This is a genomic window from Bartonella sp. AA2SXKL (genome assembly GCF_042197205.1).
Lineage (GTDB): Bacteria > Pseudomonadota > Alphaproteobacteria > Rhizobiales > Rhizobiaceae > Bartonella.
Window position 1 is genome coordinate 221975 of record NZ_JBHIRN010000001.1, and the last position, 17271, is coordinate 239245.

The window sequence follows — 17271 nt, forward strand, 5'->3', positions numbered from 1 at the left end:
AAACATTTGTTAAATATAGTCGAAATAAACACAATTATTAGGAATGATAAAAACACGGTGATTTTTAATGCACGGACTTTTTTATTAGATTAATGGGATGATATTTTTAATGTGTCATAGCTGATTAGTTGCTCAAAATGAGTTTTTCGCAGCTATCTAAAAGAATTGTCGCTTTAAAAAAATGTTTTTTAACAAATTCAAGATTGTTTAGAAATATAGTATTTTTCTCAGTAGAATATTCCTTTTCAGGTACAAATATGAGAAGCGTTGATATTTCTTTAAGAGCTAAGGTTCCTGAAGCAAAATCTTTCGGTGTTATATTATTTTCTTTTAAAATATTTACAAGTTTTGGTTTACTAGAAATATAGGTAGTGTAATTTTCAATACTAGAGTGGATACTAGAATCATAAGTTATAAGATTATTTTTTGTTTCTGGAAGTAAGTTTTTACATTCTTTTTCAATTTTTTCCAGCTTTAAAAGAAAATCTTCTGTTAAGGGATAATTTGCAATGAGAGATGATATAAGAGAAGAATTATCTGTTTCCTTTTCCTCTGCCCTTGTTAGTTGAATATGTATCACGAAAAGAAAAAGGAGGAACAAACGTAATACGAACTTAAGCATGGTTAAAAATTATCCTTTCTTCTTCGAATTTCAGCAAAAACTTCTTCATCTGTTTCTTCTTCCATTACAAGGTTTCTTCGCAATACACTATCATCCCAGCGGAGAAAGGGATTGGTGGCTTTTTCTTGCCCTAAGGTTACTGGTAAAGTCATAGCGTTTTTTGCACGTAGCAAAAAAACTTCCTCTATTCTTTGGTGGAGTTTTTTATTATGTGGGTCAATTGTTAGTGCGAAAAGAGCGTTATTTTTTGTATATTCATGTCCACAATAAAGAAGTGTTTCATCAGGAAGTTTACGAAGTTTTTTTAAAGAATTCAGCATTTGTGCTGGTGTTCCTTCGAAAAGACGTCCACAGCCCAATGAAAAAAGTGTATCTCCAGCAAAGAGTAAATTATTTTCAGGAAAATAGTAAGATAATGCGCCTAGAGTATGACCAGGTGTTGAAAGAGCTAAAAGAAGGTGTGAGCCAAAAGAAAAACTTTCATCAGGTTGAAGTGTTTTATCAAGATGATCAATCTTTTCTTTTTCTGCTTCTGGTCCGATAACCGTAGTGTTGTAAACTTGTTTTAATTCTGATAGGGCTTCTACATGGTCGTGATGATGATGAGTTACAAAAATAGTGTTAAGTGTCCAATTGTGGCGCTTTAAGGCGTTGTGAATCGCTTTGCCTTCAGGAGCATCTATTGCAGCTGTCATACCACTTTTTTCATCATGAAGGAGTACACCGAAATTGTTTTCTCGACAAATAAACTGTTCAATCAACATATTTTTTCTCCCGAACAGTGTTTGGCGATGAATCTATAAAATAATCGGTAGTGATGATTTTTTTAAGAATCAGATTTGTCCTCTTCTGTAAAAAGTCCTTTTGAATGTTTTATAATTATAGGCATTTGGGTAAGCATGAAAAGGACTGTTATAGGCATGACGCCAAATACTTTGAAACTTGTCCAGAAATTATCGCTAAAATTACGCCAAATTATTTCATTCAAAATGGCAAGAAAAATGAAAAAAAACGCCCAACGATAGGTAAGTTTTTGCCAACCTAAATCATCAAGTTTTAAGGTAGAATCAAGAGCATAACGTAAAAGTGGTTTTTTAAAAAACATCCCACCAAAAAGTATAAAAGCAAATAAGCTATTAATGATTGTTGGTTTCATTTTTATGAAAGTTTCATTATGAAGCCAGAGAGTTAGAAAGCCAAAAACTAAAACAAATATTCCTGAAATAAGAGGCATAATAGGAATTTGTCTTGCAAGGATCCATGATAAGCTTAGGGAAATAATAATAGCCACCATAAAAATAGCTGTTGCAGGGAAAATAGGCTTACTAAAATTTTGAAAAAATCCAATGTTTTTTATCAGCCATTCTCCCTTATAATTGGCAAAAAAGAAGGCAACCAATGGACCCATTTCCAAAAGAAACTTAAGTGTTGGTGAGAGAGAATTTTTTTTATTGTTATTCATCTTTTTTTCAGAATTATTGTGTAAATTAAGATTAGATAAAGGCTGTTTCATGCGTGTTTTCCTGCAATAGTTTCGGCAAAGTCAGAAGCAGAAAAGGGTTGAAGGTCTTCAATATCTTCTCCTATACCGATAAAATAAACGGGTAATTTATATTTTGCTGCGATAGCGACAAGAATTCCTCCTCGTGCAGTCCCATCTAGCTTTGTCATAACTAAACCATTAACACCAGCAATATCACGGAAAATGTCCACTTGGTTGAGTGCATTTTGTCCGGTTGTTGCATCAAGAGTTTGAAGGATTGTGTGGGGTGCTTGGGGGGTGTGTTTTTTTAAAACACGAATAATTTTTGCCAACTCATCCATTAATTCAGATTTATTTTGTAAACGCCCTGCTGTATCAATAATTAATACATCACTGTTTGTTTTTTTTGCTTTTTCATAAGCATCAAATGCTAAGCTGGCGGCATCTGCACCCAATTTTGTCGAAATAACAGGAGAATTGGTACGTTCACCCCAAATGTGTAGTTGCTCAATAGCAGCGGCTCGGAAAGTATCACCTGCTGCCAGCATAACTTTTAATCCCCCTTCTGTTAATTTGGCTGAAAGTTTTCCAATAGTTGTCGTTTTTCCAGTGCCATTTACACCTACCAGCAAAATAACATGAGGTTTATGGCTGAGATCAAGTTCTAATGGTATTGCAACAGGTTCCAGAACTTTTTTGACCTCATCAGCTACAATAGTATGAATATCATCTGGGGAGAGGTTTTTTCCGTAACGACTGGAAGCTAAAGTATTTGTGATGCGTGTTGCCGTCTCTACACCTATGTCAGCTTGGATAAGAATATCTTCGAGCTCTTGCAATGTATCTTCATCAAGTTTTCTTTTAACAAAGAGATCGCCAATTGATCCGCTTAGGCGTTGTGAAGAAAGGGATAGGCCTTTTTTAAGGCGCCCAAACCACGCTGTTTTTTTTTGTTCAACAGAAGGTTCAGATAAAATTTCTTCATTCTTTTTTTCACGGATGTTGTCTGTGACAATAATTTTACCAGAAAAGGGAATTTTATCAGAATGGGATTCTAGAAATGGAGATTTTTCATCATATTTTGTAAGTATTGACTCTGGATTTTTTGTTTGTTCTTCTTTTTCTGTGTTTATAGAGATTTGATTATTTTTTGTCTTTTCATTTTTGTCTTTATTTTCTTCTATTATATCGCTTTTATCAGGAATAGAAATCTGTTGTTCAATTTCTTGCTCTTGAGATTTGTTAAAAGAGAATATTTTTTTTATAAAAGATTTAGTCATAAGAATTCTCCTGCTCAAGCAGCGTTTAATTTTGGAGGGACAGCAATCAATTTATCGCCATCATGATCAACGATAAGGGCTTGAACAATTGTTCCTGCTTTTGCACCTTTAACTTGTACAAGAGTATAATCTTCTGTTCGTCCGATTTCATCTTTTTCAACGAGAATTGTTTGTAGACTGTTTTGTAAATGAGCAAGATGCTTTTTGTAAGCCATATCACCTACTTTACGCAATTTTTCAGCACGCAGCTTAATTATTTTACGGTTGATTTGTGGCATACGTGCGGCAGGTGTTCCTTCTCTTGGACTAAAGGGAAAGACATGGAGATGGGTTAAATTACAATCTTTGATTAAGGAAAGACTATTTTGAAACATCTCTTCTGTTTCTGTAGGAAAACCAGCAATTAAGTCGGCACCATAAACCATTGTAGAACGTTTGGCACGCAACTCTTGGCAAAATTGAATGGCATGTTCGCGCAGATGACGCCGTTTCATCCGTTTTAAAATCATATTATCACCTGCTTGCAAAGATAAATGCAAATAGGGCATGATTCTTGTTTCATAAGCTAAAAGATTTATGAGTTCTTCGTCTGCTTCAATAGAGTCAATAGATGAGAGGCGTAATCGGGCTAAGTCAGGGACATGATGCAAAATAGCTGAAGTTAATTTTCCTAGAGTAGCTTTTCCAGGAAGATCGTGGCCATAACTTGTAAGGTCAACACCTGTAAGGACCACTTCTTGGATACCCCCACCTATCAGCTTTTTAATTTGTTCTATGACAGCACCCATGGGAACTGAACGAGATGGTCCTCGTCCATAAGGAATAATGCAAAATGTACAGCGGTGATCGCATCCGTTTTGTACCTGTACAAAAGCGCGGGTGCGCTCTTGCATTGCACTGACCATATGTGGAGCAATTTTTTGTACTTCCATAATGTCATTGATATGCATCTTTTCAGAATGATTAATACCAAAATCAGGAAGTTGACGATAAGAATGAGCGTGAAGTTTATCTTCGTTTCCTAAAACAAGATCTACTTCTGTCATTGAGGCAAAATTTTGTGCTTCTGTTTGGGCTGCACACCCTGTTACAATGATACGCGCATGAGGATTTTCACGTCTTGCTTTGCGGATAGCTTGTTTTGCTTGTCGTACGGCTTCGGCAGTGACAGCACAGGTATTAAAGATAATAGCACCATCTTTAAGTTGATCTAGCCCTGAAGAAGTACTTTCTTTGCGAATGATTTCCGATTCGTAGCTATTAAGTCGACAACCAAAAGTTACAATTTCTATTGCCATCAGGAGTGATCCTTTTTGTAGCACCCTGTTAAAGGGCTTAAAAAACCACTAAAGTGATATTTAATTGGTCCTGTCATGATAATATGATCGTCTTCTCGGTAAAAAATATTAAGTGTTCCCTTTGGTAAATTTACATCAACATGGCGCTCTGTAAGTCCACGACGATAAGCGGCCACTGCACTTGCACAAGCAGCACTCCCACATGCTTGTGTTAATCCTGCCCCTCGCTCCCATGTACGTAAATTTAGACTTTTCTTTGACGTTATGCAAGCAATGGAAATATTGCACCGTTCGGGAAACAGGGGATCATGTTCAAGTTTTGGCCCATATTTTTCTAATGGAATATGTTGAATATCATTTTCAACAAAAAAGATAGCATGGAGATTGCCAATGGATATGAGACAAGCGTCTTTTAGGGGACCAGCCATAATTTCTACGTGATTGGTATCAACTATTTCACGTGAAACAGGCATCTCTTTTGCACTGAAATTTGGGCATCCCATATCAACAGAAATGAGATTATCGGTTTGGTATTTTCCTTCAATAATTCCAGCGGGAGTTTCTAAATGAAATTTTTCACCAAAATTGTGATCTTTAAGCCATGCGATGACACAGCGGGTACCATTGCCACAAGCTTTAGCCATTGATCCGTCGGCATTCCATATTTCTATGCGGAAGTCGGTTTTTTTCTGGGTTGGTGTGTGGATAGCCATGATTTGATCAAAATGCATTTCAGGATCTGCCGACAAAGCAAGGATTGCTTGTGGTGTAAGAGCGTATGTGCTTTCACGCATATCAACAACAATAATTTGATTTCCAAGACCGTCCATTTTGCTAAATGGCGTTTTCATGAAACTTCTCTATTTCTAATGATTACTTATAAAAAGATATATGACTGAAAATATTATAAATTTCTAGTGTTTAATAAATATAAAATTGGGTACATAAATTATTTCTTTTAAAATAAGTGATTTTAACCTGTTTTTTTTAATTTGTTAATTTATCTTTGTAACTATAACAAATATTCGCTTAATTTTTTTGTGAACTTATTTATTGTCGTGGGAGAGAGTACAGACATGGCGTTTTCAAAAGTTTCGTTTTTCGTTGCACTATCAACTGTAATGTTTTTAGGGGGATGTTCAACAACACGGTTTGATGGTAATGACGATGGTAACGCATTAGAAGTTTTTTATCCATCTCAACAAATGACAATATTAGAAGCGTCTGATCTGTCGTCTACTTCTTCGTCGATATCTGAAGATGCAAATGCTCCGATGTATGAAAAAGGAGATTCTCAGAGCGATGGACGAATGGCTAGTCTCGAATTGCCAAGTAATGCCACTGATTTATTTCCTGCAAGTGTTGCTGGGGTATGGAATCTTTCTATGGGAGGAAAAGTTTGCCGGATTGCAACTCCACAAACAAAGTTTGGACAAGGGTACCGTGCTGGTCCTTTACACTGTCCAGGAATTGCTTCCCAAGTGAGATCGTGGGCTGTTAAAGGAAAAAGATTATATTTTTATAATAACTCTGGACGTGTTATCCTCGTTCTTTATTCTTCAAATGTTGATCGTTTTGAGGGACGTACACTTGATGATCATCCCGTTATTTTAAGTCGTTAAATCATTTTTGATCGTTTATGATAAACTAAACTAGACGGACAGATTCTTGAAAAGTATTTGTATTTTTCATTGAGATCAGTTTGAAAAAGGCTTTTTGGATGATTCTCGTTTCAACACGTTATAAGGAGCTTGTCGCTAAAGGAGAGGTTTGTTTTGATCCCGCTCAATTAGCTATAACAGAATATTTTGATCATTTATTAAAAAAAATTGCGGAACAAAATATCTCTCATTCTTTGCCTTGGATATTTTGCTCTTTCTTTAACAGAATATTTAAAAGGAAAAAACAAAATATTTCTTGCGTTGTAAAACAAGGAGATGAAACAGGTTTTTTTCAGGGACTGTATATTTATGGTGAAGTAGGACGGGGCAAAACCATGCTGATGGATTTGTTCTTTTCTTGTTTGCCTAAAGGTCATAAAAAGCGTGCCCATTTTAATGATTTTATGGCTGATGTGCATGAGCGTATTAATTCTTATCGTCAAGCATCTGGGTGTACAAAATTTAAACAAGATAATCCTATTTTAGCTGTTGCTGAAGATCTTGTACGAGAAGCAAAAGTACTTTGTTTTGATGAGTTTAGTGTAACGGATATTGCTGATGCTATGGTATTGGGGCGGCTTATTTCTGCTCTGTTTGATAAAGGAATTTTCTTTATTGCGACTTCAAATGTGGCGCCGGATAACCTTTATTGTAACGGTTTGAATCGTGAGCTCTTTTTGCCTTTTATTCAAGTTTTGAAAGCATATGTTCGTGTTGTTAATCTTGATGCAAAAACAGATTATCGCCTTGAAAAATCAAATCTACAACAGATGTATGTATCGCCGTTGGGGGTCCAAGCAAATGAATATATGGATCAAGCATGGGCACTTGTATTGCAAGGACATAAGGAGATGTCTGATGAGCTTTCTATAAAAGGGCGCTTTATTCCTATTCCGCGCTTTGGTGCAGGATGTGCTCGTTTTGATTATGGGGATTTATGTGCAAAGCCTTTGGCCGCGGCTGAATATTTGTTATTAGGAGAGCATTATCATACGATTTTTATTGATAATGTACCGGTCATGGATGATACATGTCGCAATGAAACAAAACGGTTTATTTTGCTTATTGATATTCTTTATGAGCGGCATATACGGTTGTTTATGTCGGCAGCCGCAGGGGTAGGGGATTTGTATAAAGGGCATGCGCAGATTACGGAAACATTTGAATTTCAAAGAACACAATCACGTCTTTTCGAAATGCAAAGCTACGATTATTTAAAACTTTGGGAAGAACATTTTCTTTTGAAGAAGAAGCATTGATTATACTTTTACCTTTACGTAAACTGTCAAAACAATAACTTTTTGAAATTAAAGAAATATAATAATTCTGTTGTATTTTTTTTAAATTCACTTTATCGATACATCGTGATAATTTTCTAATAGTTGTTTCAGCGGAGGGTTGTTGTTTCTGTAAGGAGATAAATTTGTAAATTTCATTTCTTTACTCCTTTTTATGATATTGTTTGAATATGGTTGAAGTCAAAAATATTCAGTATACGGACGCTGATGGGTGTGCGCTGAATTATCTAAAAGTTAGGAAAAAATAAAATGGCACGGAAAAAAATAGCTCTCATTGGTTCAGGTATGATTGGTGGTACTTTAGCACATATTATTGGGCTTAAAGAGCTTGCTGATGTGGTCTTATTTGATATTACAGAAGGTGTGCCACAAGGTAAGGCTCTAGATATAGCCGAATCTTCTCCCGTTGATGGTTTTGATATCAGTCTAAAAGGTGCTAATGCTTATGAAGCAATTGAAGGTGCTGATGTTGTTATTGTAACAGCAGGCGTTGCGCGAAAACCTGGTATGAGCCGTGATGAACTTTTGGGCATTAATTTAAAGGTTATGGAACAAGTTGGAGCTGGAATTAAAAAATACGCTTCTTCAGCGTTTGTTATTTGTATTACCAATCCCCTTGATGCGATGGTGTGGGCATTGCAGAAATTTTCAGGTCTCCCTACACATAAAGTGGTTGGGATGGCTGGTGTTCTTGATTCAGCGCGTTTTCGTCATTTCTTATCTGAAGAATTTAAGGTCTCTATTAAAGATGTGACAGCGTTTGTTTTAGGGGGCCACGGTGATACAATGGTTCCTCTCGTGCGTTATTCAACGGTTGGTGGTATTTCTTTGCCTGATCTTGTAAAGATGGGCTGGACAACACAGGAAAGAATTGATCAAATTATCCAGCGTACCCGTGATGGCGGTGCAGAAATTGTTGGTTTGTTAAAAACAGGTTCTGCTTATTATGCACCAGCAGCTTCTGCTGTTTCTATGGCTGAGGCTTATCTAAAGGACACTAAGCGTGTTGTGCCTGTTGCAGCTTATCTTTCAGGAGAATATGGGGTTAATGATACCTACGTTGGTGTTCCTGTTGTACTTGGTGCAGGTGGTGTTGAACGAGTCATTGAAATTGATCTTGATAAGGAAGAAAGAGGTGCTTTTGATCATTCAGTAAATGCGGTTAAAAAGCTTTGTGAAGCTTGTATTGCTCTTGTACCTAGTCTCAAGTAAATTGAACAAGGTTTAATTCATTAAAATAAGTATAGAATATTAAAACTTTAGGATTAATAAGATCCATAAAAGAAAAGGACAAATGCATGAATATCCATGAGTATCAGGCCAAACGTCTGCTTCATGAATATGGAGCACCAATTGCAAATGGTGTCGCTGTTTATTCTGTAGAGCAAGCTGAAAAATGGGCGGAAAAATTGCCCGGACCTCTCTATGTGGTTAAAAGTCAGATACACGCTGGTGGTCGTGGTAAGGGTAAGTTTAAAGAACTTGGTCCTGATGCAAAGGGTGGTGTTCGGCTTGCACAATCTGTTGAAGAAGTTGTCGCAAATGTTCAAGAAATGCTTGGAAAAACTTTGGTAACTAAACAAACTGGTCCAGAAGGTAAGCAGGTCAACCGCCTTTACATTGAGGATGGTGCCGATATTGAACGAGAGCTTTATCTTTCACTTTTGGTTGATCGTAGCGTTGGTCGAATTGCTTTTGTTGTTTCAACAGAAGGGGGAATGGATATTGAAACGGTTGCTGAAGAGACACCAGAAAAAATATTCACGCTTCCCATTGATGCTGGAGAGGGTGTTACTTCTGCTGATTGTGCAAGACTTTGTGATGCGTTGAAACTACAAAGTAGTGCGCGAGAAGATGGTGAAAAACTTTTTCCGATTCTCTATAAGGCATTTTGTGAAAAAGATATGAGCCTTTTAGAAATCAATCCGCTTATTGTGATGAAAGATGGTCATTTGCGTGTTCTTGATGCGAAAGTTTCTTTTGATAATAATGCTCTGTTTCGTCATCCAGATATTTTAGAATTGCGCGATCTTTCAGAGGAAGATCCAAAGGAAATAGAAGCATCAAAGCATGATCTTGCTTATGTTGCTCTTGAGGGTACGATTGGTTGCATGGTTAATGGTGCTGGGCTTGCTATGGCAACAATGGATATCATTAAGCTTTATGGAGCAGAGCCAGCGAATTTTTTGGATGTTGGTGGTGGAGCATCAAAAGAAAAGGTGACAGCTGCTTTTAAGATTATTACGGCCGATCCAAATGTTAAGGGCATTTTGGTTAACATTTTTGGTGGTATTATGCGTTGTGATGTCATTGCTGAAGGTGTGGTTGCTGCTGTTCGTGAGGTTGGTTTAAAAGTTCCCTTGGTTGTTCGTCTTGAAGGCACTAATGTTGAGCAGGGTAAAGCAATTATTAATGAGAGTGGTTTGAATGTTATTCCTGCTGATGATTTAGATGATGCTGCCCAAAAAATTGTTGCAGCCGTGAAGGGAGCTTAAGCTATGTCGATTCTTGTGAATAAAGAGACAAAAGTTCTAGTTCAAGGGCTTACAGGAAAAACAGGAACATTTCATACAGAACAGGCGCTTGCTTATCATGGTACGCAAATGGTTGGTGGCGTTAATCCTAAAAAGGGTGGAGAAACATGGGAAGGTTCAAAAGGTGAAACTCTTCCTATCTTTGCTAATGTTGCAGAAGCAAAAGAAAAAACAGGCGCGGATGCTTCCGTTATTTATGTTCCTCCTGTAGGGGCTGCGGCAGCTATTATAGAGGCTATTGAAGCTGAAATTCGTTTAATTATCTGTATTACGGAAGGTATTCCCGTTATGGATATGGTTAAAGTGAAGGCGCGATTAGAAAACTCAAAGTCTCGTCTTATTGGTCCTAATTGTCCCGGTATTCTTACACCAAATGAATGTAAAATTGGTATTATGCCTGGTTCTATTTTTAGAAAAGGTTCTGTTGGGGTTGTCTCGAGGTCGGGAACTTTAACTTATGAAGCCGTTTTTCAAACGAGTCAGGAAGGTCTCGGACAAACGACTGCTATAGGGATTGGTGGCGATCCTGTTAAGGGCACTGAATTTATTGATGTGTTGGAAATGTTTTTAGCGGATGATGAAACCGAGTCTATTGTTATGATTGGTGAGATTGGTGGTTCTGCTGAAGAAGAAGCAGCACAGTTTTTGCAAGATGAAGCAAGAAAAGGTCGTAAAAAGCCAGTTGTTGGCTTTATTGCTGGCCGTACGGCTCCTCCAGGACGTACAATGGGACATGCTGGTGCTGTTATTTCTGGTGGTAAAGGTGGAGCAGAAGATAAAATTGAGGCAATGGAATCAGCAGGGATTCGTGTGTCTTCTTCGCCATCACAGATAGGTAAGACTTTGATGTCAGTTTTGAAAGGCTAAAAGAAAGTTTCACCTGAATAAGAAAAGGTTCTTAGATTCAGGTGAAAAAGCTTGAGTATAAAAAGGTAAAACTTTTTTGAATGTTCGAATCACTGCTTGTTTGTAAGCATTTAAAGGTCAAAAAGAGATATAAGGAGACGGAATAAATGTTCCGGAGAAGTATATGGCAAGGCAGGACGAAATAAATAGCCTTTTTGCACAGACATCATTTCTTTATGGTGGGAATGCGGATTATATAGATCAACTTTATGCTCAATATGAAAAAGATCCTACCAGTGTTGATTCACAGTGGCGTGCTTTTTTTGAAGGACTTCATGATAATAAAGAAGATGTTCTTAAAAATGCTGAAGGAGCAACATGGCAGCGTGATCATTGGCCATTAAAAGCAGAGGGTGAATTGGTTTCTGCTCTTGATGGTGATTGGTCTTCTCTTGAAAAATATCTTGGCGATAAATTAAAGGAAAAAGCAATAACAGGTGCTGCACAAAAGGGAAAAACTTCCAGTAAACAAGATATTATTCGTGCAACACGTGATTCCGTTCATGCAATTATGATGATTCGTGCGTTTCGAGAACGGGGACATCTTCATGCGCAGCTTGACCCTCTTCAATTGGCCGAAAAACAAGAAGATTATAAGGAACTTTCTCCAGAAGCTTATGGTTTTACTCCAGCTGATTACGAGCGTCCCATTTTTATTGATAATGTTTTAGGGTTGGAATATGCAACTATTCCGCAAATGCTTGAGATTCTCAATCGTACCTATTGTTCAACAATCGGTGTGGAATATATGCATGTTTCTGATCCGGTTCAGAAAGTATGGCTTCAAGAACGCATTGAAGGGCGAGATAAAAAAAATTCTTTCACACAACAAGACAAGAAAGCTATTCTGAATAAGCTTATTCAGGCAGAGGGATTCGAACAGTTTTTAGACACTAAATATAAAGGTACAAAGCGTTTTGGACTCGATGGTGGTGAGGCGCTGATTCCCGCTCTTGAACAGATTATCAAATGTGGTAGTGCTTTGGGGGTTAGGGAAGTTATTTTAGGAATGGCACATCGTGGTCGTTTAAATGTTCTTTCACAAGTTCTTGCCAAACCGCATAGGGCTATTTTTCATGAATTCAAAGGGGGATCTTACAAGCCTGATGATGTGGAGGGATCCGGTGATGTTAAATATCATTTGGGAACTACCGCTGATCTGGACTTTGATGGTAAAAAAGTTCATTTATCGCTGTTGGCCAATCCATCTCATCTTGAGATTGTTGATCCGGTTGTTATGGGAAAAGCACGTGCTAAACAAGATCAACTTATGGGACCTGCGCATACTGATTTACTCCCATTAAGTGAGCGTTCAAAAGTGATGCCATTGCTTATTCATGGTGATGCCGCTTTTGCAGGACAAGGCGTTATCCAAGAAACTTTTGGTCTTTCAGGTCTTAAAGGTTATCGTGTTGCAGGCTCACTTCATGTTATTATCAATAACCAGATTGGTTTTACAACATCTCCACGTTTTTCACGTTCTTCGCCTTATCCATCAGATGTCGCAAAAATGATTGACGCACCAATTTTCCATGTGAATGGTGATGATCCTGAGGCAGTTGTTTTTGTTGCCAAAATAGCAACAGAGTTTCGCCAAATTTTCCATAAACCAGTGGTTATTGATATGTTTTGTTATCGCCGTTATGGGCATAATGAAGGTGATGAACCTTCCTTTACGCAGCCGCTTATGTATAAAGCAATACGTAATCATAAAACAACACTTCAACTTTATAGTGACCAATTAGTAGCAGAAGGAATGGTTACTTCAGAAGAAATTGAGCAACAAAAAAAATTATGGCGCGATAAGCTTGAAGGTGAACTTGAAGCAAGTGCTTCTTATAAACCTAATAAGGCTGATTGGCTTGATGGAAGCTGGACGGGACTCAAAGCTTTTAGTAGTTCTGATGAGCAGCATTCTAGAACAACTGGTGTTGAATTAAAAACTTTAAAGGAAATTGGTCAGAAAATTGTTGAAATTCCGGCAGATTTTCACGTTCACAAAACCATTCAACGTTTTTTAAATAATCGTGCTAAAATTTTTGAAACCGGTGAGGGTGTTGACTGGGCAACTGCTGAAGCTTTAGCTTTTGGTTCACTTTGTTTGGAAGGAGCACCGGTTCGTCTTTCCGGTGAAGATGTTGAACGGGGAACTTTTTCACAACGTCATTCAGTTCTTTATGACCAAGAAAATGAGGCGCGTTATATTCCTTTGAATCATTTACAAAAGGGGCAAGCGCTTTATGACGTTGTTAATTCTATGCTTTCTGAAGAAGCTGTTCTTGGTTTTGAATATGGATATTCTCTTGCTGAACCACGAGGATTAACACTTTGGGAAGCACAATTTGGTGATTTCTCTAATGGTGCACAGGTCATTTTTGATCAATTTATTTCATCTGCAGAGCGTAAGTGGCTTCGTATGTCTGGTCTTGTGTGTTTATTGCCTCATGGTTTTGAAGGGCAAGGGCCGGAGCATTCTTCTGCACGTTTAGAACGGTTTCTTCAACTTTGTGCGGAAGATAATATGCAGGTTGCTAATTGTACAACCCCTGCAAATTATTTTCATATTTTGCGTCGACAAATTAAGCGTGATTTCCGGAAGCCATTGATTTTGATGACACCGAAATCACTTTTACGTCATAAGCGAGCTGTTTCTCTTCTCAATGAAATGGGGCCAGAAACAAGTTTCTGTCGTGTGTTGCTTGATGATGCAGAATGTCTCAAAGATTCTGTCATTAAGTTGCAAAAAGATAATAAGATTCGCCGTGTCGTTCTTTGTACTGGTAAGGTTTATTACGATCTTTATGAAGAACGTGAAAAAAGGGGTATTGATGATGTTTACCTCCTTCGTGTTGAACAGCTTTATCCTTTCCCTGCAAAAGTTTTGGTGAATGTGTTATCGCGCTTTTTGCAGGCGGAAGTTTTTTGGTGCCAAGAGGAACCAAAAAACATGGGGGCTTGGTCATTTATTGAGCCTTATTTGGAATGGGTTTTGACGCATATTAATGCGCAATATTCACGTGCTCGTTATGCAGGACGTCCCGCGAGTGCGTCACCGGCCTCTGGGTTGATGGTGAAACACCTTGAACAACTGGCTGCGTTTCTTAAAGACGCGTTAGGTTCTTAATTTATTACTACTCTGATGTATGGAAAAATATTATGACTACTGAAATTCGTGTTCCTACTTTGGGCGAATCGGTTACCGAAGCAACGGTTGGCAAATGGTTTAAAAAACTTGGCGAAGCTGTCGCTATGGATGAGCCTTTGGTTGAATTAGAAACTGATAAGGTAACCGTTGAAGTTCCTTCTCCTGTTGCTGGGAAATTATCTGAAATCATTGCAAAAGAAGGCGATACGGTTGAAGTAAATGCTCTTTTAGGAGTGGTGAAAGCTGGAGAAGCTGGTATCTCCCAATCACTTTCACCTTCTGCTACACTTGTTCCAGCGGCTTCATCTGAATCGGAGAAGCCTGCTTTGAGCAGTGCAATGCCTCCTTCTCCTTCAGCAGCAAAATTGATGGCTGAAAATAATGTTGCAAAAAGCGATATTTCAGGTTCTGGAAAACGTGGACAAATTCTTAAAGAAGATGTTCTTGGTGGATTAAAACAAAGTACAAATGCCCCTACACCCTCTTCTTCTGCGGCGAGTTCTTCGGCACCTCCTGTCCAAGAAACACGTGAAGAGCGGGTTCGTATGACGAAATTGCGTCAAACAATTGCTCGCCGTCTTAAAGATGCACAAAATGTAGCAGCAATGTTAACCACATTTAATGAGGTTGATATGTCAGCGGTGATGGATTTGCGCAAGCGTTATAAGGATCTTTTTGAAAAGAAACATGGCGTTAAGCTTGGTTTTATGGGTTTTTTTACCAAGGCTGTTTGTCATGCATTAAAAGAACTTCCTGCTGTTAATGCAGAGATTGATGGGACAGATATTGTTTATAAAAGCTATGTCAATGTTGGAATTGCTGTTGGAACGGATAAAGGGCTTGTTGTTCCAGTAGTGCGAGATGCAGATCAAATGTCATTGGCAGAGATTGAAAAAGAGATTGGTCGTTTGGGACGTCTTGCGCGTGATGGAAAATTAGCCGTTTCTGATATGCAGGGCGGAACTTTTACCATTACAAATGGTGGTGTGTATGGATCGTTGATGTCAACACCGATTTTGAATGCACCACAATCTGGTATTTTGGGAATGCATGCGATTAAAGAGCGAGCAATGGTTGTTGAGGGACAAGTTGTGATTCGTCCCATGATGTATTTAGCGCTTTCTTATGATCACCGTATTGTGGATGGGCAAGAAGCTGTGACTTTCCTTGTGCGTGTTAAGGAAAGCTTAGAAGATCCGGAACGCCTTGTTCTTGATTTGTAAAATACAGTTTTCAGGATGAAAGGAGAAACGGATGTCTTATGATGTGGCTGTGATCGGAGCGGGTCCAGGTGGTTATGTAGCAGCAATAAAGGCGGCACAACTGGGACTTAAAGTAGCGATTATTGAAAAGCGTACAACATTAGGAGGAACATGTCTCAACGTTGGTTGTATTCCTTCTAAAGCGTTGTTGCATGCTTCAGAAGTGTTTTCTGAAACCCAGCATGGTTTTGAAACGCTTGGTATTTCTATTGGTAAATCTAAGCTTAACCTTGAACAAATGATGGTTCATAAGAAAGCTGTGGTAACAGCCAATACGAGTGGTGTTTCTTTTTTGATGAAAAAAAATAAAGTTGATACTTTTTTTGGGACAGCCAAAATTTTGAGTGCGGGTCATGTGGAAGTTGTTGCCAGAGATGGTAATAAACAAACAATTGAAACAAAAAATATTATTATTGCTACCGGTTCAGAGAGTTCAGGCATTCCAGGGGTGAATGTTGAAATTGATGAAAAGACTATTGTTTCTTCTACGGGAGCTCTCTCACTTGAAAAAGTACCAACGCATATGATTGTAGTAGGTGCTGGTGTCATTGGTTCAGAACTTGGATCAGTTTGGAGCCGTTTAGGTGCTAAGGTGACCATTATTGAGTATCTTAATAAAGTTTTGGGCTCAATGGATGGTGAAGTTTCACGGCAATTTCAGAAATTAATGGAAAAACAGGGGATTGAATATAAAACGGGTGCTAAGGTGACAGCTGTTACACAATCTGGCTCAACTGCTCAGGTGAGCTTTGAATCTGTCAAAGGTGGTGAATCTGAAACTTTAGAGGCTGATGTTGTGCTTATTGCTACTGGACGTTCTCCTTATACAGAGGGGCTTGGCTTACAAGAGGTTGGTATTCAGTTAGATGAACGCGGATTTATTGCAATTGATGCTCATTGGCAGACGAATGTTCCAGGAATTTATGCGATTGGTGATGTTGTAAAAGGGCCAATGCTAGCACATAAAGCAGAGGAAGAAGGCGTTGCTGTGGCAGAAATTTTGGCAGGTCAAAAAGGGCATGTTAATTTTGATGTTATTCCTAGTGTTGTTTATACACAGCCGGAAATTGCGAGTGTAGGAAGGACAGAAGAAGATCTAAAAACTGCTGGCATTGAATATAATGTTGGCAAATTTCCTTTTATGGCCAATGGTCGTGCACGTGCAATGCAAAAGAGTGATGGGTTTGTTAAAATCCTTTCTGATAAAAAAACAGATCGGGTATTAGGGGGGCATATTCTTGGATTTGGTGCTGGTGAAATGATCCATGAAATTGCAGTTTTAATGGAATTTGGTGGTTCATCAGAAGATCTGGGACGTTGTTGCCATGCACATCCTACCTTATCAGAAGCTGTGCGTGAGGCAGCTTTGGCAACATTTGCTAAACCACTTCATATTTAAAAAGCTTTAAAAAGTAAATTTTAAAAAGTACGGGGGGGGGCAGAAAATATTTGTGAAGCATGCAACAACATTTTAAAACTTTAAAAAAGAATATAACCAATTGTATTGAAGTGTTCCGTTTGTTGTATGCTTTTCGATAATTACTGTTTTAGATATCTGTTGTGCAGTTTTGATTGATTATTCTGTTGTGCACTATCGTTTAGAGCGGTGGTGTTTAGTCTATGTAAAGTTTTATATATGGGGTAGTTTTTATACTGTTATAAAATATTTAAGATAGGATTCTGAGCCTATCTGCGTGCTTTGTGTTAAGAAGACATCTCTCAAAATGCCCAAATCTACTTCGCAATGGTGCTCGTGAATGGTATAGCTGTAAAGTTTCTCTT

General features: G+C 38.1%; 14 protein-coding genes. 8 read left to right on the plus strand and 6 right to left on the minus strand.

The window, feature by feature from the left end:
- Positions 1–124: 124 nt before the first annotated feature.
- The 6 genes from ACFINS_RS00815 to dapF form a co-directional block, all read right to left on the minus strand.
- Positions 125–622, minus strand: a complete 498-nt coding sequence (locus tag ACFINS_RS00815) for a hypothetical protein (RefSeq protein WP_375620898.1) — start codon at positions 620–622, stop codon at positions 125–127.
- Between the two features lie 2 nt (positions 623–624).
- A complete protein-coding gene (gene gloB, locus ACFINS_RS00820; protein ID WP_375629105.1) occupies positions 625–1386 on the minus strand; it encodes a hydroxyacylglutathione hydrolase in 762 nt (253 codons plus the stop codon).
- A 62-nt stretch (positions 1387–1448) separates the two neighbouring features.
- The gene (locus ACFINS_RS00825; protein ID WP_375639861.1) at positions 1449–2135 is read right to left on the minus strand and encodes a septation protein A; all 687 of its coding nucleotides are present in this window, start codon (positions 2133–2135) and stop codon (positions 1449–1451) included.
- Positions 2132–3385 (minus strand): signal recognition particle-docking protein FtsY, encoded by a 1254-nt coding sequence (gene ftsY, locus ACFINS_RS00830; RefSeq protein WP_375611333.1) that lies wholly within the window; start codon positions 3383–3385, stop codon positions 2132–2134. Before ftsY ends, ACFINS_RS00825 begins: the two co-directional genes overlap by 4 nt.
- Before the next feature lie 14 nt (positions 3386–3399).
- Positions 3400–4683, minus strand: a complete 1284-nt coding sequence (gene mtaB, locus ACFINS_RS00835; protein ID WP_375611332.1) for a tRNA (N(6)-L-threonylcarbamoyladenosine(37)-C(2))-methylthiotransferase MtaB — start codon at positions 4681–4683, stop codon at positions 3400–3402.
- Positions 4683–5534 (minus strand): diaminopimelate epimerase, encoded by an 852-nt coding sequence (gene dapF, locus ACFINS_RS00840; protein WP_375611331.1) that lies wholly within the window; start codon positions 5532–5534, stop codon positions 4683–4685. Before dapF ends, mtaB begins: the two co-directional genes overlap by 1 nt.
- A 225-nt stretch (positions 5535–5759) precedes the next feature.
- Here dapF and ACFINS_RS00845 point away from each other — a divergent pair, with 225 nt between their 5' ends.
- The 8 genes from ACFINS_RS00845 to lpdA all read left to right on the plus strand — a co-directional run bounded on the left by ACFINS_RS00845 (position 5760) and on the right by lpdA (position 16888).
- Complete coding sequence (locus tag ACFINS_RS00845) at positions 5760–6305, plus strand: AprI/Inh family metalloprotease inhibitor (RefSeq protein WP_375620904.1); 546 nt, start codon at positions 5760–5762, stop codon at positions 6303–6305.
- A gap of 98 nt (positions 6306–6403) precedes the next feature.
- On the plus strand, positions 6404–7603 hold the full coding sequence (zapE, locus tag ACFINS_RS00850) for a cell division protein ZapE (RefSeq protein ID WP_375611329.1): 1200 nt from the start codon (positions 6404–6406) through the stop codon (positions 7601–7603).
- 288 nt (positions 7604–7891) lie between these two features.
- Positions 7892–8854 carry a malate dehydrogenase gene (mdh, locus tag ACFINS_RS00855; RefSeq protein WP_375611328.1) on the plus strand — a complete coding sequence of 321 codons (963 nt, stop codon included), beginning with the start codon at positions 7892–7894 and terminating at the stop codon, positions 8852–8854.
- Between the two features lie 86 nt (positions 8855–8940).
- Positions 8941–10137, plus strand: a complete 1197-nt coding sequence (gene sucC / locus ACFINS_RS00860) for an ADP-forming succinate--CoA ligase subunit beta (RefSeq protein WP_375611327.1) — start codon at positions 8941–8943, stop codon at positions 10135–10137.
- Between the two features lie 3 nt (positions 10138–10140).
- Positions 10141–11043, plus strand: coding sequence for a succinate--CoA ligase subunit alpha (gene sucD, locus ACFINS_RS00865; RefSeq protein ID WP_375705762.1), 903 nt, complete (start codon positions 10141–10143; stop codon positions 11041–11043).
- Positions 11044–11206: 163 nt separating this feature from the next.
- A complete protein-coding gene (locus ACFINS_RS00870) occupies positions 11207–14206 on the plus strand; it encodes a 2-oxoglutarate dehydrogenase E1 component (protein WP_375611325.1) in 3000 nt (999 codons plus the stop codon).
- Between the two features lie 32 nt (positions 14207–14238).
- Positions 14239–15450 carry a 2-oxoglutarate dehydrogenase complex dihydrolipoyllysine-residue succinyltransferase gene (odhB, locus tag ACFINS_RS00875; RefSeq protein WP_375705763.1) on the plus strand — a complete coding sequence of 404 codons (1212 nt, stop codon included), beginning with the start codon at positions 14239–14241 and terminating at the stop codon, positions 15448–15450.
- Positions 15451–15481: 31 nt separating this feature from the next.
- Entirely contained in the window at positions 15482–16888 is a 1407-nt protein-coding gene (gene lpdA / locus ACFINS_RS00880; protein ID WP_375705764.1) for a dihydrolipoyl dehydrogenase, read from the plus strand.
- Positions 16889–17271 lie beyond the last annotated feature (383 nt).